Annotated in this window: 14 protein-coding genes; 4 read left to right on the top strand and 10 right to left on the bottom strand. The window is 56.4% G+C overall.

Annotation, left to right across the window (positions count from 1 at the left end):
- Positions 1-35: 35 nt before the first annotated feature.
- Positions 36-749: an HAD family hydrolase gene (locus tag ACP7AJ_RS02050; RefSeq protein WP_426058518.1), complete on the top strand. Its 714-nt coding sequence runs from the start codon at positions 36-38 to the stop codon at positions 747-749.
- Between the two features lie 96 nt (positions 750-845).
- Here the strand turns inward: ACP7AJ_RS02050 and ACP7AJ_RS02045 are convergent, their stop codons facing one another.
- The 9 genes from ACP7AJ_RS02045 to ACP7AJ_RS02005 all read right to left on the bottom strand — a co-directional run bounded on the left by ACP7AJ_RS02045 (position 846) and on the right by ACP7AJ_RS02005 (position 7,856).
- Positions 846-1,208: a T9SS type A sorting domain-containing protein gene (locus tag ACP7AJ_RS02045; protein ID WP_426058517.1), complete on the bottom strand. Its 363-nt coding sequence runs from the start codon at positions 1,206-1,208 to the stop codon at positions 846-848.
- A gap of 416 nt (positions 1,209-1,624) precedes the next feature.
- Positions 1,625-2,509: an ATP synthase F1 subunit gamma gene (atpG, locus tag ACP7AJ_RS02040; protein ID WP_426058516.1), complete on the bottom strand. Its 885-nt coding sequence runs from the start codon at positions 2,507-2,509 to the stop codon at positions 1,625-1,627.
- A 125-nt stretch (positions 2,510-2,634) separates the two neighbouring features.
- On the bottom strand, positions 2,635-4,218 hold the full coding sequence (gene atpA, locus ACP7AJ_RS02035; RefSeq protein WP_426058515.1) for a F0F1 ATP synthase subunit alpha: 1,584 nt from the start codon (positions 4,216-4,218) through the stop codon (positions 2,635-2,637).
- Positions 4,219-4,326: 108 nt separating this feature from the next.
- The gene (gene atpH / locus ACP7AJ_RS02030; protein ID WP_426058514.1) at positions 4,327-4,887 is read right to left on the bottom strand and encodes an ATP synthase F1 subunit delta; all 561 of its coding nucleotides are present in this window, start codon (positions 4,885-4,887) and stop codon (positions 4,327-4,329) included.
- 121 nt (positions 4,888-5,008) lie between these two features.
- Positions 5,009-5,506, bottom strand: coding sequence for a F0F1 ATP synthase subunit B (gene atpF / locus ACP7AJ_RS02025; protein ID WP_426058513.1), 498 nt, complete (start codon positions 5,504-5,506; stop codon positions 5,009-5,011).
- A 150-nt stretch (positions 5,507-5,656) separates the two neighbouring features.
- Positions 5,657-5,932: an ATP synthase F0 subunit C gene (gene atpE / locus ACP7AJ_RS02020; protein ID WP_070724489.1), complete on the bottom strand. Its 276-nt coding sequence runs from the start codon at positions 5,930-5,932 to the stop codon at positions 5,657-5,659.
- Positions 5,933-6,055: 123 nt separating this feature from the next.
- Complete coding sequence (gene atpB, locus ACP7AJ_RS02015; RefSeq protein WP_426058512.1) at positions 6,056-7,123, bottom strand: F0F1 ATP synthase subunit A; 1,068 nt, start codon at positions 7,121-7,123, stop codon at positions 6,056-6,058.
- Positions 7,124-7,159: 36 nt separating this feature from the next.
- A complete protein-coding gene (locus ACP7AJ_RS02010) occupies positions 7,160-7,567 on the bottom strand; it encodes a hypothetical protein (protein ID WP_426058511.1) in 408 nt (135 codons plus the stop codon).
- Positions 7,568-7,610: 43 nt separating this feature from the next.
- Positions 7,611-7,856, bottom strand: a complete 246-nt coding sequence (locus ACP7AJ_RS02005; RefSeq protein WP_426058510.1) for an AtpZ/AtpI family protein — start codon at positions 7,854-7,856, stop codon at positions 7,611-7,613.
- Between the two features lie 189 nt (positions 7,857-8,045).
- Here ACP7AJ_RS02005 and ACP7AJ_RS02000 point away from each other — a divergent pair, with 189 nt between their 5' ends.
- From ACP7AJ_RS02000 to uvrC, 3 genes are all read left to right on the top strand, one after another.
- Positions 8,046-11,138 (top strand): hypothetical protein, encoded by a 3,093-nt coding sequence (locus ACP7AJ_RS02000; RefSeq protein WP_426058509.1) that lies wholly within the window; start codon positions 8,046-8,048, stop codon positions 11,136-11,138.
- 162 nt (positions 11,139-11,300) lie between these two features.
- Positions 11,301-13,640, top strand: coding sequence for a penicillin-binding protein 1A (locus tag ACP7AJ_RS01995; protein WP_426058508.1), 2,340 nt, complete (start codon positions 11,301-11,303; stop codon positions 13,638-13,640).
- A gap of 202 nt (positions 13,641-13,842) precedes the next feature.
- Positions 13,843-15,678 (top strand): excinuclease ABC subunit UvrC, encoded by a 1,836-nt coding sequence (gene uvrC / locus ACP7AJ_RS01990; protein WP_426058507.1) that lies wholly within the window; start codon positions 13,843-13,845, stop codon positions 15,676-15,678.
- 110 nt (positions 15,679-15,788) lie between these two features.
- On the opposite strand, the gene gldN is transcribed toward uvrC, so the two are convergent.
- The gene (gldN, locus tag ACP7AJ_RS01985; RefSeq protein ID WP_426058506.1) at positions 15,789-16,769 is read right to left on the bottom strand and encodes a gliding motility protein GldN; all 981 of its coding nucleotides are present in this window, start codon (positions 16,767-16,769) and stop codon (positions 15,789-15,791) included.
- Positions 16,770-16,817: the final 48 nt, after the last annotated feature.

Genomic DNA, 16,817 nt, shown 5'->3' with positions numbered 1-16,817 from the left:
AATTCACCCATTACTTATTCCTTAACCTTGTTCTCGTGAAACCAGCCCTCATTTTCGACATGGACGGCGTGATTGTCGATAACACGCCATACCAGGCTCGCGCCTTCCAGCTCCTCTTCCGCGACCTAGGCCTGACCACCAACGCCCGCAAGCTGCTGGCCCGCCTCAACGGCATGCCCGCCTCCACCATCCTCAAAACGGTATTCACCAACCCCATGCCCGAAAAGCAGCTCAAGGAATACGCCGGACAGCGGGAGTTCCTCTACCGCACCCTGTACTGGAGCAAGCGCCGCGTCATGCCCGGCTTGGTGCCCTTTCTGAAAGCGGCCCGTGCCGCCGGGTTCAAAGTCGGCCTCGGCACCGGCTCGCCCCCCGAAACCATTAGCTACATCATCGACCACCTCGACCTACGCCAGTACTTCGACGCCGTTATTGGCAAAGAGGACGTGGACCGCGGCAAGCCCCACGCCGATACTTTCTCCGTAGCTGCCGCCAAGCTCGGTGCCCAGGCCGAAGACTGCATTGTGTTTGAAGATGCCGTGCTGGGCGAGCAAGCCGCTTATAGGGCCGGCATGCGCTGCGTGGCTGTGGCCTCGTCGTTAAAAGCCAAAGACTTTCAAAATCCGCTCTCAGTCATCAAGGATTTCACCGGTTTCACGCCCGAGCGGCTGCTGGAGCTGCTCGAGCAGCAACCGAAAGCGCCTAAGCCTGACAAGCAGCGCGCCCAGCGGCAGTACATGCAGCTATAAACAAAAAGCCCCGACGTCAATCGCCGGGGCTTTTTGTTGGAACAGTTGCCGGAATAGCCTTTTGGCTGGCACTACGGCCAGTGCTTATAGCAGCACCTATTCCACCGTGAGGGTGCGGGCAATGCGCTGGTCGCCGGCTTGTACTACCACACGGTAGAGGCCCGGCTTGCGGCCCAGCAACGGCACTTCGGCTTTGCCACCGGTAGCCAAGAGACTCACTGGCTGCTCAAATACCACAGTGCCTTGGCCGTCGGTGAGCGTGACCGTAGCGCGGGTAGTCCCGGGCACTGCTGGCACCTGCACCGTGGCTCGGATATGGGCCGGATTTGGATAGACGCTCATCTCATCCAGCGGAGCTTGAGCGCGAGCAGCGGGGGTAGCCAGGAGCATGAACAGAGGAACGGGCAAAGCCAGCTGTCGGCTAGTGGCGAGTAGACGAGAAGAAGTGAAAGAAAACATAGCTCAGGTGAAAGACAATAGAAGAGTAGGTATTTGGTCCGATTATCGACCCAGCACGAGGCTGGAAGCCTCAATGGCTGGATAGAATTTCGGGTAGTGTAGTGGTGTGGGTATAGCAGGTTGGTAACGTGGTTTTATTCCTTCAACGGAGCAACCTTACGGCGCGTGTGCCTCCTCAGTTCAATCGGCGTGCATTCACGTCGAACCAGGCTGCATTCCCGACGAACCGCGAAAAACAGAACTGCTCATGCTATGTGAGGCCACCTGTTGCCCCTGTATCAGAAGGCAGCCCCCCTCCTTAATCATTCTTACTCGCCCCATGCCTCGTCACTAGCAAAACTTAGCAGACCCCAAAGCACAAAAAAGCCCTGCTTCCAATGGAAGCAGGGCTTTTCATTTTTATTAACCTATTAACCCTAGCCAGCCGCCAGCGCTTCAGCACCACCCACGATTTCGAGAATCTCGGTCGTGATGGCCGCCTGACGCGTCCTGTTGTAGGTCAGCTTGAGGGCCTTGAGCAGCTCACCGGCGTTGTCGGTGGCTTTGTCCATGGCCGTCATGCGGGCGCCATGCTCCGAGGCGTTACTTTCCAGCACCGCTTTGTATAGCTGAATTTTGATGGATTGCGGAATCAACGTCTGCACGATTTCTTCTTTCGAAGGCTCGAACAGGTAGTCCACATTGGCCGTGGCCGAGGCCGTAACGGGCGCAGCAGCTGGCACGAGCGGCAACAGCTGCTCGGTGCGCACAATCTGCGTAGCCACGTTCTTGAACTCGTTGTACACCATCACCACCTCGTCGTACTGGCCGGCGCGGAAGCCGTCCATGGCAAGTTCAGCGGCTTCGCGCACCGTTTCGAACGACAGCTTGGCGAAGACGTGGGTAAAGTTGCCCACCACATTGCCCTTACGAGTATAGTAGTCGTGCGACTTCTTACCGATGGCCAAAAACGAAATGTTCGCCGCCGGCAGGTTGGCGTAGCGCTCCGCAATAGCGGCATTCACGCCCTTGAACACATTCGAGTTGAACGCACCCGCCAAACCGCGGTCCGAGGTTACGGCAATCACCAGCACCCGGCGCACCTCACGGGCCACGCCGTAGTCGCTCACAATGTCGTTGTCGGTCGTCCGCGTCAGGTTCGCCAGAATGGTATTCAGGCGCTGGGCGTAGGGCCGCATCCGGACGATGTTGTCCTGGGCACGACGCAGCTTGGCGGCCGCTACCATTTTCATGGCTTTGGTAATCTGCTGCGTGCTCGTCACCGACACAATGCGGCTGCGGACTTCTTTTAAGCTTGCCATTTATTTGATTTAAATGAACGTCATGCTGAGTGGAGCCGAAGCATCTCTACCACGAGAGTAAATAATTACTTACGCAGTAGAGATGCTTCGGCAAGCTCAGCATGACGGCCTTTTTTAATGCTTGACTACTTTACCGCGTAGCTCGCCGAAACGTCCTTAGCTACCTCGCGGATGGCCTTGGTTGCAGTATCCTCCAGTTTGCCAGCCTTGAGGGCCTTCAGCACGTCGGGGTAGCGCGAGTTCATTACCTGGCCAAACTCTTTCTCAAACTCACGCACACGGTTAACCGGTACACTGTCGAGGAGGCCGTTGGTGGCGGCGTAGATGATAGCAACTTGGTCTTCCACCTTCACGGGTGAGAACTGGGGCTGCTTCAGGATTTCGAGGTTGCGACGGCCGCGCTCGATGGTGAGCTTGGTCGAGGCGTCGAGGTCGGAACCGAATTTGGCGAAGGCTTCCAGCTCGCGGAACTGAGCCTGGTCGAGCTTCAAGGTACCGGCCACTTTCTTCATCGACTTAATCTGGGCGTTACCACCCACGCGCGATACCGAAATACCCACGTTAATGGCCGGACGCACACCCGAGTTGAACAAGTTCGTCTCGAGGAAAATCTGACCGTCGGTGATGGAAATAACGTTGGTCGGAATATAAGCCGACACGTCACCTGCCTGCGTCTCAATCAGGGGAAGAGCCGTCAGCGAACCGCCGCCTTTCACCAAGTGCTTGATGCTCTCGGGCAGGTCGTTCATGTCCCGGGCGATTTCGTCCGAAGAGTTGATTTTAGCAGCCCGCTCCAGCAAGCGGCTGTGCAGGTAGAATACGTCGCCGGGATAAGCCTCGCGTCCGGGAGGACGACGCAGCAGTAGCGACACCTCACGGTAAGCCACAGCCTGCTTCGACAAGTCGTCGTAAACCACCAGAGCCGGACGACCCGTGTCGCGGAAGAACTCACCAATAGCCGCACCGGTGAAGGGAGCATAGAACTGCAGCGGAGCGGGGTCAGCGGCCGGAGCAGCTACCACTACCGTGTAGTCCATGGCACCGCCTTTGGTCAGCGACTGCACCACCTGGGCGATGGTCGAAGCCTTCTGGCCAATGGCCACGTAAATGCAGTATACTGGCTGGCCAGCTTCGTAGAATTCACGCTGGTTGATGATAGTGTCGATGGCTACGGCCGATTTGCCAGTCTGACGGTCACCAATAATCAGCTCGCGCTGACCACGACCAATCGGAATCATGGCGTCAATCGACTTGATGCCGGTCTGCATCGGCTCGGTTACGGGCTGACGGTAGATTACACCAGGAGCCTTGCGCTCGAGGGGCATTTCGTACAGCTCGCCCTGGATAGGACCACGGCCGTCGATGGGCTGACCGAGGGTGTTCACCACGCGGCCCACGATGCCTTCGCCTACTTTAATCGAAGCAATTTTGTTGGTACGACGCACGGTGGCGCCTTCCTGAATACCCGAGTAGTCGCCGAGCAATACAGCACCTACGTTGTCCTCTTCGAGGTTGAGCACGAGGCCCTGCAGGCCGGTTTCGAACTCAATCAGCTCGCCCGCTTGGGCTTTGCTCAGGCCGTAGATGCGGGCCACGCCGTCGCCGACTTGCAGCACGGTGCCAACTTCTTCCAGCTCGGCTTCGGACTTGAAATTGGACAGCTGCTGCCGCAGGATTGCGGATACTTCGTCCGGACGTACTTCTGCCATGGTTTTGGGAATCTAAGTGGGAGGTGGTATAGTGATGGGGTGATGAGGAAAGCGACGAATCAAAGGTTAGTGGCCTTTCCCTTCATCACCTCATAACCAAGAACCTCATCACATCTTTTGTTGAAAAGTAGTGTCTTGCAAAGAGATGCGCATTTTGCGGAGGCTGGTGCGCACGGAATCGTCAATCTGCTGGTCGCCCACCCGCAGGATGAAACCGCCGATGAGGTCGGGGTTTACCTTTTCGGTGAGCTTTACATCGGCCAGGCCGGTTTGCTTGGTTACCAGCTTTTCTATTTCAGCCCGCGAAGCAGCCGTCAGCGGGGTGGCCGAAGTCACCTCTGCCATCTGAATGCCCTGCATGGCATTGTACTGAATCTGAAACTCGGTACCCATGCTTTCCAGCGCCGACTCCCGGTTTTTCTCGGTGAGAATGGTGAAGAAACGCATGGTCATGTTAGACACCTTGCCGCTGAAAATAGCAGTCAGGATGGCCAGCTTCTTGTCGTGCTTCACAATCGGGTTGCGCAGCAACAGGCGCAGCTCACGGCTTTCGGCCATGGTCTTGCTCAGGAGGTCCATGTCCTCCTTCACGCTATTCAGCGTGCCCATCTCCTTGCTCAAGTCGAGAAGCGACTTGGCGTAGCGGGCCGCTACTCGTTGGTCAGCCATAGTTTGATGTTTGTCATGCTGAGCTTGCGAAGCATCTTATCAGGTTCGCACTACTCGGGGACTATTATAATCTGACGAAAGCAGCCAGGATAAGATGCTTCCTTCGTCAGCATGACAGGCGTTAATTAAGTTTAACGTCTTTCAGATACGCATCAACCAGCTGCGTTTGTGCAGCGGGGTCACTCAACTCGCGGCGCAGCACACGCTCGGCAATATCGAGCGACAATTGGGCAGCGGTGTTTTTCACCTCGGCCAAAGCAGCGTTCTTCTCCTGCTGAATGGCTTCGCGGGCTTGGGCAATAATGCGGTTGGCTTCTTCCGTAGCGCGGGCCTTTTCGGCATCGCGGTGCTGGTTGGCCATCACGGTGGCTTCCTGCATCATGCGGTCGCGCTCGTGGCGGGCATCGGCAAGCAACTTTTCGTTGCCAGCTTTCAGCTGCTGCATTTCAATTTTGGCCTGGTCGGCCATGCGCAGGGCATTTTCGATGGTATCTTCCCGCTCTTTGAGCGACAGCAGGATGGGCCGCCAAGCGAACTTCGCCAGCAGAAACAACACCAACAGGAAGATAACCAGTTGCCAGAAAATCAGGCCGAGTTCAGGATTTAAGAAAGCTGGCATAGGGAATTTAGATTTAGGGAACCTGCGGATAAAGGCCGGTTAAGCTTGCTGCAGTTTGTAAGAGCAGGTAAGCCCGCCGCGCCAACTGCATAGGCAGCAGCGGGCGGCGGGCTTCCAACTACTTCCGGGCGCAGCGCCCGGCAAATCATCTTAGAGCTTGGTCCAGATAAGTACGCAAACTACGACTGCGAACAGGCCAAGGCCTTCAATCAGAGCGGCGGCGATAATCATAGCCGTCTGGATTTTGCCCGAAGCATCGGGCTGACGGCCGATGGCATCCATAGCGCTGCCGCCAATGCGACCAATACCCAGGCCTACGCCCAAAGCAACCAGACCTGCACCGATACCGGCACCCATTACAGCCAAACCAGGACCGTAGTTGGCAGCCATTTCAGCAGCAGCCTGCAACAACAAAGAAAGAAGCATAAAAAAAAGAAAAATGGGGAAGAGAAAAAGCTAGCCAGTCCCGCAGCGGGGGGGGGGGATTGCTGCGGTCTGACTAAAGCAGCCGGCAGGTCAGGCACGAAGCCTGCCTAAAAAGTCTTGTTATTAGTGAGCGTGGGCAGGAACGTGGGCCTGGTCAGCGCCGTCGCCACCGCCAATCTGATGGTCAGCGTCGTGGTGTTCTTCTACTGCGCCGCCGATGTACATGGCGGTAAGCAGCGTGAAGATGAAGGCCTGCAGAATGGCCACCAGCAGTTCCAGAATGTTGATGAACAAGCCGAAAGCCAGCGTAACCGGCGCTACAGCCCACGACTTGAAGATGAACACCAAGCTGATAAAGCTTAGTACTACGATGTGTCCGGCCGTGATGTTGGCAAACAGACGAATCATCAGGGAGAAGGGCTTGGTGAAGATGCCCAGGAACTCTACCACAATCATGATGGGCAGCAGCGGCTTCGGCACGCCGGGCGTAGCGAAGATGTGAGCCCAGTAGTTCTTATTGCTAGAAGCCAGCGTGATAACCAAAGTCATTACAGCCAACACCAGGGTCACAGCGATGTTGCCGCTCAGGTTAGCTGCGCCGGGCATCAGGCCCAGCAGGTTGTTGAACCAGATAAAGAAGAAGGCCGTGAGCAGGTACGGCATGTAGCGCTCGTACTTGGGGCCGATGTTCTTCTTGGCAATTTCGTCGCGGATGAAGATGATAACCGGCTCGAAAAACGACTGCAAGCCGCTGGGGGCACGGCCGTGGTTCTTCTTATAGCCACGGGCTACGGCGGTGAACACAATCAGCATCAGTGCGGCGCTGAACAGCAGCGAAGCGGTGTTTTTGGTAATGGAAAAGTCGTAAACCTTGCTACCGTCTTCGGCTACCAGCTTGTCCTCTTCCAGCTTCAGGCCATTGTGGCTGTGGCCGTGGGCCAGCTGGCTACCCGAGAACATGCTTAGGCCCTTGTTGGGCTGGTAGGCAATGATGGGGAGCGGCAGACTGATGTGTTTGGCGTGTTCGCCTTCACCGAGGGTTGCCAGGTGCCATTCGTGAGAATCGCCAATGTGCTCCAAAATCATTTCGCCAGGATTGAAGCCTTCCCCTTTGGAAGCCTCAGCGGCAGGTTCGTTGGCAAAAACGGACAGAGATACGAAGCAAAGAAGAATCGAGAGTAAACGCTTCATTAAAAGGAGATTAATGGAAGATTTCGGGCTAAAGCGCTATGGTTGCGCCACTTGCTTTTTCGAAATCGGCCGCAAGTTACTCAAAGTAGCCCAGATTTCAAACCCAGCCCACGAAAAGTACAGGACGAAGAAGGCGCCTAGGAAGGTCCAGACGCCGTGCCCTTCCTTGGCGCCGCCCCGGGCCAGATGCACCGTCACGAGGGCTAGCGATGACAGCATGCGGACGGTCATACCGATGAGGTATCCAATGCCCAGGTTAGTGGGCGACACTGCCACGAGGCGCGCCGTCAGGCTATAGATAAGGACCGTTAGCGCCGCCATAAAGCCGAATAGCAAGCCCGTGCGTGGATGTATAACAGCCGCTCCGTAGGCGTAGTGCAAGCCGATTATCAGCAGGCCTAGCACGCTGGCAAACAAGAGAAACTGGCGCAGAAATCGAATCATAAGCGAGCATAAGGCCTTCTGAAAGGCAACGAGTGATTCCTCATCATGTCCCTTTAGTCAGGCTGCGAATAATCTGGAACATGGCCAGAAAGACGCCCACCAGCATGAGCCCCACCGTGAACCAAGGGTTCTTGGACTGGTACCGCTCGTCGAGCCACATGCCGAGCCAGGTGAAGAAGCCGATGATGGCCAGCATCTGAAACGCTATGCCTGTGTACTTGGCGAATGAGCGAACGCGGCTGGAGCCCACAGGCTTGCCGTCGGGCTCAGAAACAGGCGGAGTGGACATGGTTTAAAGGAAGGGTACGTCAGCCGCGCAAAGTTACGACGAGAGCGAAGCGGAGTTTGGTCGGGGAAAAACGTAATTTTACCCCTCCGCCTTCGTTAGCTAACCGGCGCTTCATACGCTCGAACGAACAATTCGGGTTGCCTGCTACGTTGCGGGGGCAATCGGTTGCCTTTATCCTTCCCTTTGGCTTTGACACAACACCTGCTGATATACCGCTGGCCGGCCCTCCTCCTTTTTCTTCTGGGGTTGGGCGCGGCGGGCTGCGCATCCGATAAAAACCTGGTGGCGCATGCGTTCAACAACGTGGCGGCGCGGGACAATGCTTATTTCCTGGCCCGCGAGAAGCTGCACGAAACCGAGGAAAAGCTCTATGCCAGCCGCATCAACGACTATAACCAGACCCTGCCACTGTTTCCGACCCTGGACAGTGGCACCGTGCGAGCCAACCGGGCCGACTTGAACGATATTATTAAGAAGGCTTCGATGCCGATTCAGCACCGGCCGGGCTCTGATTGGACTGACGACGCTTACATTCTGGTGGGCTGGGCGCGGTTTTATCAGATGCAGTTCGATGACGCGGCCCTCACCTTTAAGTACGTCAACTCAACGAGCAAGGACGCCAACGCCAAGCACGAAGCGCTGATTGGGCTGATGCGCACGTTTGTGTCTCAGGGAGAATTTGAAAGCGCCAAGGCGGTCTCTGATTTGCTGGACAAAGAGGCCGGCCGGCCGGAAGATGCCCGGCAGCTGTTCCTGACCCGCGCCGACTACTACATCCGTACCGAGCAGCCTGAAAAGGCTATCCCACAGCTGGAGCGCGCCATTCCACTGATTGAGCGGAAAAATGAACGGTCGCGCACGCGCTACGTGCTGGCGCAGCTGTACCAGGACGCTGGCGAGAATAAGAAAGCTTACGAGCAGCTCGACCAGATTCTGGCGCGCAACCCGCCTTATGAGCTCGACTTTCAGTCGAAGCTGATGCTGAGCCAGGTATCGGAGTTAACTCCCAAAGACCGGCTGCGTCTGAATAAGACTTTCGCCAACCTGCTGAAAGACCCCAAGAACAAGGACTATCGCGACAAGATTTACTATGAGATGGCGCGGCTGAACTACCGCGAGAAGAACTACCCTGAGGCGCTGAAGCTGCTACGGGAATCCATCAAGGCCACGACCACCAACAACCTACAGAAGAGCTACACTTACTTGCTGGCAGGGCGCATCTACTACGAGGAACTGCAGAAGTACCGCCTCGCGGCCGCCTACTACGACAGTACGGTGCAGAACCTGTCCAAGGAAGCCAAAACCTACGCGGCCATCAAGGAGCGCAGCGACATCCTCACGGAGTTTGCCAAACAGTATACCATCGTTGAAACGCAGGATAGCCTGCAGGCGCTGGCGCGCCTGAGCCCCGAAGCGCTCGACCAGCAGTTAAATCTCTACGCCGACGCCGAAATCGCCGTTAGAGAGAAAGAGGAAGCCCGGTTGGCCGCACTACAGAAAGCCGGTGAACGCGCCACCGAACTAGCCTCCCGCACCACCAGCAGTGGTTCAAGTGGCCTCCCAGGCAATAATCTGCCAGGAAACGATTTATCTACGTTTGACCCCACTGCCACAGCTGCTGGCGCGCAGTGGTACTTTGATAATCCGGCCACGCTGGGTACAGCGCGTGCTGACTTCATCCGCAAGTGGGGCGACCGTCAGCTGCAGGATAATTGGCGCATCAGCAGCCAAGCCAGCAACTCACCCAATACTCCGGCTACTGCTGGCCTGCCCGTGGCGCGCTCCAGCCGCAATTTGAATGAGCTAAATGCCCGCCGAGCAGATTCAGCCGCAGTAGCGTCTGCTGCCGACCCCCAGGTGGCAAAGCAAGCTTTAGTGGCTCAATACCGCAGCACCTTGCCCCTTACGCCGGAGTTGCTCAAGGTTTCGGATACCCAAGTGGAAGCTGCCTTGTACGAGCTGGCTGGCATTTATAAAGAGCAGCTGAAAGAGCGTGAGAAAGGCTTTGAGACTTACGAGAAGCAAGTGGCGCGCTACCCTCGCGGGGAGCACGCGCCCGACGCCTACTACTTGCTTTATTTGTACTACAAAGACTTGCCCGACGCTGCCAAGATGGCTCAGTACGCTGCTGCATTACAACGCGAGTTTCCTACTTCCATCTATGCCAAGCTAATTGCCGACCCTCTTTACCGGGAGCACCAGCTGGCCCTGCACAACGCCGTAGCCAGTCGGGTCGACTCTGCCTTCACCCACTACAAGAAGCAGGAGTTCACCAAGGCGAGGGCCGTGCTGGCGCGCACCGAAAAGCAATATCCCAAGAGTGACCTGGCCGACCGCGTGGCCTACCTGAAGACGCTGTTGGTTATCCGCACCCAGCCGCCCCTCGCCGCTCGGTCGGCGGTCGAAAAATTCTATAAGGACTACCCCGACAGCCCACTAGTACCTCAGGCGCAGGCCCTGGCCGAGACTTACCGCAAGCAAGGCTCCGGACAAATAGCGGGCGCCCTAGCTTCTACTCAGAAGCCTGTGGTATCAATTTTTCGGCCCGGCGAAGTCGACAACCGCATGCGCATTCAGTACCGCGAAGACCAAACACCCGCCAAGGCCCTGAATGCTATTGTCTCTGCTGCAGGGGCCGTTGAACCCTCGACCGGGCTTACGGCAGCGCCAGCATCTCCCTCCGAAGCACTAGCTCCTGCCGCTTCGCCAGACATGGTGCCCCTGAAGAAGCCCGTCTCAAAAGCCCCTCCTGCGCTCCCGAGCAGGGCTGCCCCGGAAAAGGCAGCTTCCACCACTGCCTCGGCTATCCCTCCTCCGGTGGCTGTGCCTCCCGTCGCGCCTGCTGGCGACACGCCCCCCGCTCCTATCACCAACGCTCCAGCGATAGCCCCGGCTGCTCCTACTTCCCCGGCCACGGCCTACACCACTCAGCTAAGCGGTGCGCACGCAGTAGTAATGGTGTTTCCGAAGACCGCGCCGGCGGCGCCAGACATGGTCACTCAACTGGGCACTTACAACAATCGGTTTTTCCGGGCCAATAACCTGCAGGTAGAAACGTCTTCTTTGGGTTCCGACCAGGACTTAGTGGTGGTACGTACCCTCCCCGGTGCCAAAGTAGCGCAGAGCTACGCTACCAAGCTGCGAGGTCCTCAATCGCCGCTTGCACGGCTGCGGGGCGCTGGCTACCAGGCCTTGGTCATTAGCATGGAGAACCTGGCGTTGCTGCAGGCTTCGGGCGACTTGGCCGGGTATTTGAGCTTCTATCAGCGCGTGTATAAATAGGGCTACTGTCGGCATGTTTGAGTTGCTGCCTATCGGATAACGCTGGGTAATCGCTCGCTCAATAGTATGAGCCGTCAGCCAACGGCCGAAAAAATAGTATCCCAAGCCTCCGTCCCGCGCCGGAGGCTTTATTTTTACAAAATAATTCCGTTTTTGTCATCTATGCCTACTCCCACTCCCGCCCGACGCCCCAAGCCGACGCCCTTGAAACCAGCGCCTAAAGGGCGCTTCACGGCCTTTGCGCGCACAATGTGGCTGCTATTTGGCGCCGGCGTGCTGGGCCTAGTACTGTTTGTGCTGGCTGTGAGTGGCAACTTCCTGGAGCTGTTCGGGCGCATGCCCAACCTGAAAACGCTGGAAAATCCGCGCTCCGAGCTGGCTTCTGAAATCTACTCTGCCGATGGGGTTCTGCTTGGCAAATATTTCCGCGAAAACCGCACGCCGGTTGAGTTCAAAGACCTACCGCAAAACCTGATTGATGCCCTGATTGCCACCGAAGACGTGCGCTTCGAACAACACTCCGGTATCGACATGAAGAGCGTATTCCGGGCCGTGGCGGGTGTGGCCACCTTCAACCGCAACGGTGGTGGCTCTACGCTCACGCAGCAGGTAGCCAAGGTGCTGTTTCGTACCCGGGCCGACCTCAACGACGGGACCCTGAACGGCAACGGCAAGCTGGGCTTGCTCATCACCAAAACCAAGGAGTGGATTCTGGCCATCCGCCTGGAGCGCAACTACACCAAGCGCGAAATTTTGCGCATGTACCTCAATACTGTGGAGTATGGCTCTAACTCGTTTGGCATCAACACCGCGGCCAAAACGTTTTTTAATAAAAAGCCAAAGGACCTGACCAACGCTGAAGCGGCTACGTTGGTAGGCATCGTGAACGCGCCGGGCCGATTCAGCCCCGTCACCCACCCCAACCGCTCGAAGAAGCGGCGCAATTGGGTATTGCGCCAAATGGCCAAGTCCAACTACATCACCACGGCCCAGCTGATGGCCGATACTGCCAAGCCCATTGTCCTGAAGTATTCCGTCGAGAATCCCAGCAAGGGGCTGGCGCCGTATTTCCGGGCCGAAGTGGCCAAATCCCTCTTGGCCTGGGCCCGGGAAACCGACCACGACCTGTACTCCGACGGCCTGAAGATCTATACCACCATCGACTCGCGCATGCAGGTGTACGCCGAGAAATCGGTAGCCGAACACTTGGCCCTGCAGCAGAAGTGGTTCACCCAGCACTGGAAGGGCCAGCTTCCCTGGCGCGACGAAAACGGCAAAGTCATCCCCAATTTTCTCAATATCTCCATGCGCCGCACCCAGCGCTACAAGTCATTGATGAATTTGCACGAGGGCAACCGCGACTCGGTGAATTATTACCTGAACAAGAAATACAAGATGCCCGTGTTTACGTGGGAGGGCGAGAAAGAAATGCTCATGTCGCCGCTCGATTCGCTGGCTTATTACAAGCGTTTCCTGCGAGCCGGATTCATGGCCATGAACCCGCTCAATGGCCAGATTAAAGCCTGGGTGGGCGGCTCCAACTATAAGTTTTTCAAATTCGACCACGTGCGCCAAGGCAAGCGCCAACCGGGCTCCACCTTTAAGCCCATTGTGTATGCGGCCGCCATCGACCAGGGCTATTCCCCCTGCTACCCGCGACCCGACGTGGCCACGACTTTCCCCGCCGTAGCCGGGCGCGCGCCCTACACCCCCCGCAACTTCGACGGCAACTTCTCGGGCCGGGTGTTCACCTTGCGCCAAGCCTTGGCTCGCTCCATGAACTCCATCACGGCGTGGCTGGTGATGAAGCTCACGCCCGAAACCGTTGTGTCTTACGCCAAACGGCTGGGCATCAACTCGCCCATTGAGGCAGTTCCAGCCGTTGGGTTTGGCTCTTCCGACTGCAATATCTACGAGCTGTGTGGCGCTTATGCCACCTTCGTCAACAAGGGGTACTGGACCGAGCCCATGATGGTGACCCGCATCGAAGACAAAAACGGCAACGTGCTGCGGGAGTTTGTGCCCAGAGCCAAAGAAGTGCTCAGCGAAGAAACAGCCTACATCATGACCAACATGCTGCAAGCTAGCACCACCGAGCCCGGCGGCACCAGCACCATCCTGCACACCGGCTTCAAGTTCCCCAATGAAATTGGGGCCAAAACCGGCACTACTTCTAACTATTCCGATGCCTGGTTTATGGGCATTACGCCCGACCTGGTGTGCGGCATGTGGGTGGGCGGCGAAGACCGCAGCATTCACTTCCGCAGCGGTACCTACGGGCAGGGTGCTCGCCTAGCGCTGCCTCTTTATGGCCTTTTCATGCAGAAGGTGTATAAGGACAAAAGCATTGGCATCAACACCGGTCCTTTCCCTAAACCTGCAGCCCCGCTCAGCATCGAAATTGATTGTTCTCGCTACTACGGTGGCCAGCGTGATACCATTCCCGCCGCTCAGAAGATGGACCGCCGCGACCCGGTTGACCTCAGCCGCGAAGACATTTAGTCAAATCTTCGCCGCTGGCTCAGGCAAACCTTTACTTGCCCAACACAGATTGAAAATGACCAGCGACTTTTGCTGGTCATTTTTTGTTAGAACCCGACTGGCGCTGACTTCGCAGCGCTTCTCCCTCATGTCGGCGCTTCTCAATTCAAACATGCTGTTTGAATCAGCGTAACTACAGTATATCAGCATAAACCTGCGATTCATGGCAGCCAACGAGCACCTGCAAGCCCAAATAAGTGCCCTGCCTCACAAGCCGGGTGTCTACAAGTATTTCGACGACGAAGGCATCATTTATGTGGGCAAAGCCATCGACCTGCGCAAGCGAGTCAGCAGCTATTTCACCAAGCAGGACCACAACAAGAAAACCCAACAGCTGGTCAAAAACATCAAACGCATCGAATTCACCATCGTGGATTCGGAGTCTGATGCCTTTCTGCTCGAGAACAACCTCATCAAGCAGCACCAGCCCAAGTACAACATCCTGCTGAAAGACGGCAAGACCTATCCGTACCTCTGCCTCACCAACGAGCGTTTTCCGCGTCTTATTCCCACCCGCAACAAGATTAACGACGGCTCGCGCTACTACGGCCCATACGCCAATGGCACGGCCCTCAACGTACTACTGGAGCTCATCCGGGCCCTCTACCCGCTGCGCACCTGCAACTTCAATCTGAGCCCGCAAAACGTGGCCGCTGGCAAATTCAAGGTTTGCCTGGAGTATCACCTCGGCAACTGCAAAGGCCCTTGCGAAGACAAAGAAGACGAGGCCCAGTACAACGGTTACATTCAGCAGATTCGCAACATCCTCAACGGCGACCTGCGCGTGCCCAAGCAGTACTTCCGCGACCAAATGACGGCCGCCGCGCAGAACATGCAGTATGAACTGGCCCATCAGTTTAAGGTCAAGCTCGATAAGATTGAAGCCTTCCAGGTAAAGAGCACCATTGTCTCGGCCACACTCACAAATATTGATGTGTTCGCCATCGCCAGTAACGAGAAATCGGCCTTTATCACCTACCTCAAGGTCATGAACGGCTCCATTATTCTCACGCAGTCGCTGGAGGTGCAGAAGAAACTGGACGAAGAAGATGCGGAAATTCTAGCTCCCCTCGTTATGCAGATGCGGCAGGAGTTTGAAAGCGAGTCGCGTGAAATCCTCACCAACGTAGCCGTGCAGCTTCCGCTGCCGGGCGTTGCCTTGTCCGTGCCGCAAATCGGCGACAAGCGCAAGCTGCTGGAGCTTGCCCTTAAAAACGTGCTCTACGCCCGCAAGGAAAAGGAAAGCATGAACGACCGCAGCAAGGACCTCAACGAAGTGCGCATCATGGAAACCATCAAGAAGGACCTGCGCCTCACTGAGCTTCCCAAGCACATCGAATGCTTCGACAACTCCAACTTCCAAGGCGATAATCCGGTGGCAGCCATGGTGTGCTTTCGTAATGCCAAGCCCAGTAAGAAAGACTACCGCCACTACCACATAAAAACCGTTATTGGCCCCAACGACTTCGACTCGATGTACGAAGTTGTATCTCGACGTTACCGCCGCCTTGTTGACGAAGGCGCTAGCCTACCTCAGCTCGTCATCGTGGACGGCGGCAAGGGCCAGCTCAGCATGGCCGTCAAGGCCTTGAAAGACCTCAACCTCTGGGGTCAGATTCCCGTCATCGGCATCGCCAAGCGCCTAGAGGAAATCTACGTTCCCAACGACCCCCTTCCACTCTATATCGATAAAAAGAGCGAATCACTCCGCCTCTTCCAGCGCATGCGCGACGAAGTGCACCGTTTCGGCATCACCTTCCACCGCTCCCGCCGCGACGCTGCCACCCTCAAAACCGAGCTTACCGACGTGAAAGGCCTGGGCCCGGTGACCGCCGACAAGCTCCTGAATAAGTTTAAATCCGTCAAAAAAATCCGCGAGCTTTCGGAAGCCGAACTTATTGCCGAAGTCGGCAAAGCCAAAGCCAAGGTGCTCCAGAACTACTTCGCCGAGCACGACGCTCCCGCTCACCCCATGCCAGCCCGACAGCTTCCCGGCTAACCCACCGCATAAAGCAACTATAAGCACGACAAAAAAAGGTCCTTGCAGTGATGCAAGGGCCTTTTTTTAAATAATCAAGAACTCAGGGTAATCACGCTGAACGCGTGATACTAGAAGCTCCACAGGTTGTACTCGTACTCAATCAGGTCGGCAGCGGTCTGCTGAGCAGCCAAGATGCCTTGCTGGGCACCACCGTAGATGTCATCCAGACGGCTATCGCCCGCATTTGACACTTTCGTGATATAAGAGTTGAACAACCACAGTTCGAAAGCATCAGCCAGGTTTTTATGCTGAGCGTCATTCTCAGGGTTGAACCAGATGGCATTCTCGGGATTGGCGCGGAATACCTTCACCAAGTCGCTGTATTTGAACGTTCCAATTGGCTTTTCGATACCTGAAGTATTCGATGGAAGCGTCGAGGGCACGAGCAAGGTAATGGATTTGATGTCGTGATACATTCTCGACCGTTTCTTGTCGAAAATCATATCCTCCTTTATTTCCATCTCATACAAGTCCTTGTAGCGGTAAAGGTTGGCAGCGGGCGGGGGTGGAGGCGGGGGCGCAACGGCCACGGTCTCCATAATCACCTTACCTCTTTTATCCTTCAACGGCTTGCCATTGGCACCCAGCTTGGGCTGACGAACCGTCTTAGCGGCAGTGCTGCCTTTCTTTGGCGCGGGAGCACCCCAGCCATCGTCGCCACCGCCATTCAGGTCCTTCTCGCTGAAGCCAGCGGCCTTTTCCTCGTCGCTCAGCTTAAATCCTTCGTCGGCATACGACGCATTGCCAGTTACTTCCTGCCCAGTGTAGGTCGAAGTCAGCGAATCGTTCTTGTAGGCTTGCAACTCACCGCGCTTCACTGCCTCGAGGATGATACGGCTGATTTCCTTGCCTTCAGAGAACATCGGCTTGTTCTGCTTTTCGCGCAGGTCCACCTGGCGCCAAATGCTCTTGCGAAACATCTGGTCGGAAGGAGGAATCGGCCGGTGCGAGCCCGTGCTGCTCGCCGTAGTGGCTTGCTCCTGAGCCGAAGCCGTCAGCGAGAGCGACAAGCCCGCCGCAATAGCGGCCAAGGTGTGGATGGATTTCATATCGGGCAAAAGCAGATTTACTTTAAGATAGTTCGCTAACGTGGCCAA

Source organism: Hymenobacter sp. B1770, assembly GCF_049896385.1.
Classification (GTDB): Bacteria; Bacteroidota; Bacteroidia; order Cytophagales; family Hymenobacteraceae; genus Hymenobacter.
Note: the sequence above shows the minus strand (reverse complement) of the source record. Positions and strands in the feature narration are given on the sequence as shown.

Coding starts and splice junctions, on each gene's coding strand:
- ACP7AJ_RS01995 (WP_426058508.1), top strand. CDS start 11,301: ATGCCTACTCCCACTCCCGCCCGACGCCCCAAGCCGACGCCCTTGAAA.
- atpB (WP_426058512.1), bottom strand. CDS start 7,123: ATGAAGCGTTTACTCTCGATTCTTCTTTGCTTCGTATCTCTGTCCGTT.
- ACP7AJ_RS02010 (WP_426058511.1), bottom strand. CDS start 7,567: ATGATTCGATTTCTGCGCCAGTTTCTCTTGTTTGCCAGCGTGCTAGGC.
- uvrC (WP_426058507.1), top strand. CDS start 13,843: ATGGCAGCCAACGAGCACCTGCAAGCCCAAATAAGTGCCCTGCCTCAC.
- ACP7AJ_RS02045 (WP_426058517.1), bottom strand. CDS start 1,208: ATGTTTTCTTTCACTTCTTCTCGTCTACTCGCCACTAGCCGACAGCTG.
- atpE (WP_070724489.1), bottom strand. CDS start 5,932: ATGCTTCTTTCTTTGTTGTTGCAGGCTGCTGCTGAAATGGCTGCCAAC.
- atpF (WP_426058513.1), bottom strand. CDS start 5,506: ATGCCAGCTTTCTTAAATCCTGAACTCGGCCTGATTTTCTGGCAACTG.
- atpG (WP_426058516.1), bottom strand. CDS start 2,509: ATGGCAAGCTTAAAAGAAGTCCGCAGCCGCATTGTGTCGGTGACGAGC.
- ACP7AJ_RS02005 (WP_426058510.1), bottom strand. CDS start 7,856: ATGTCCACTCCGCCTGTTTCTGAGCCCGACGGCAAGCCTGTGGGCTCC.
- atpH (WP_426058514.1), bottom strand. CDS start 4,887: ATGGCTGACCAACGAGTAGCGGCCCGCTACGCCAAGTCGCTTCTCGAC.
- gldN (WP_426058506.1), bottom strand. CDS start 16,769: ATGAAATCCATCCACACCTTGGCCGCTATTGCGGCGGGCTTGTCGCTC.
- atpA (WP_426058515.1), bottom strand. CDS start 4,218: ATGGCAGAAGTACGTCCGGACGAAGTATCCGCAATCCTGCGGCAGCAG.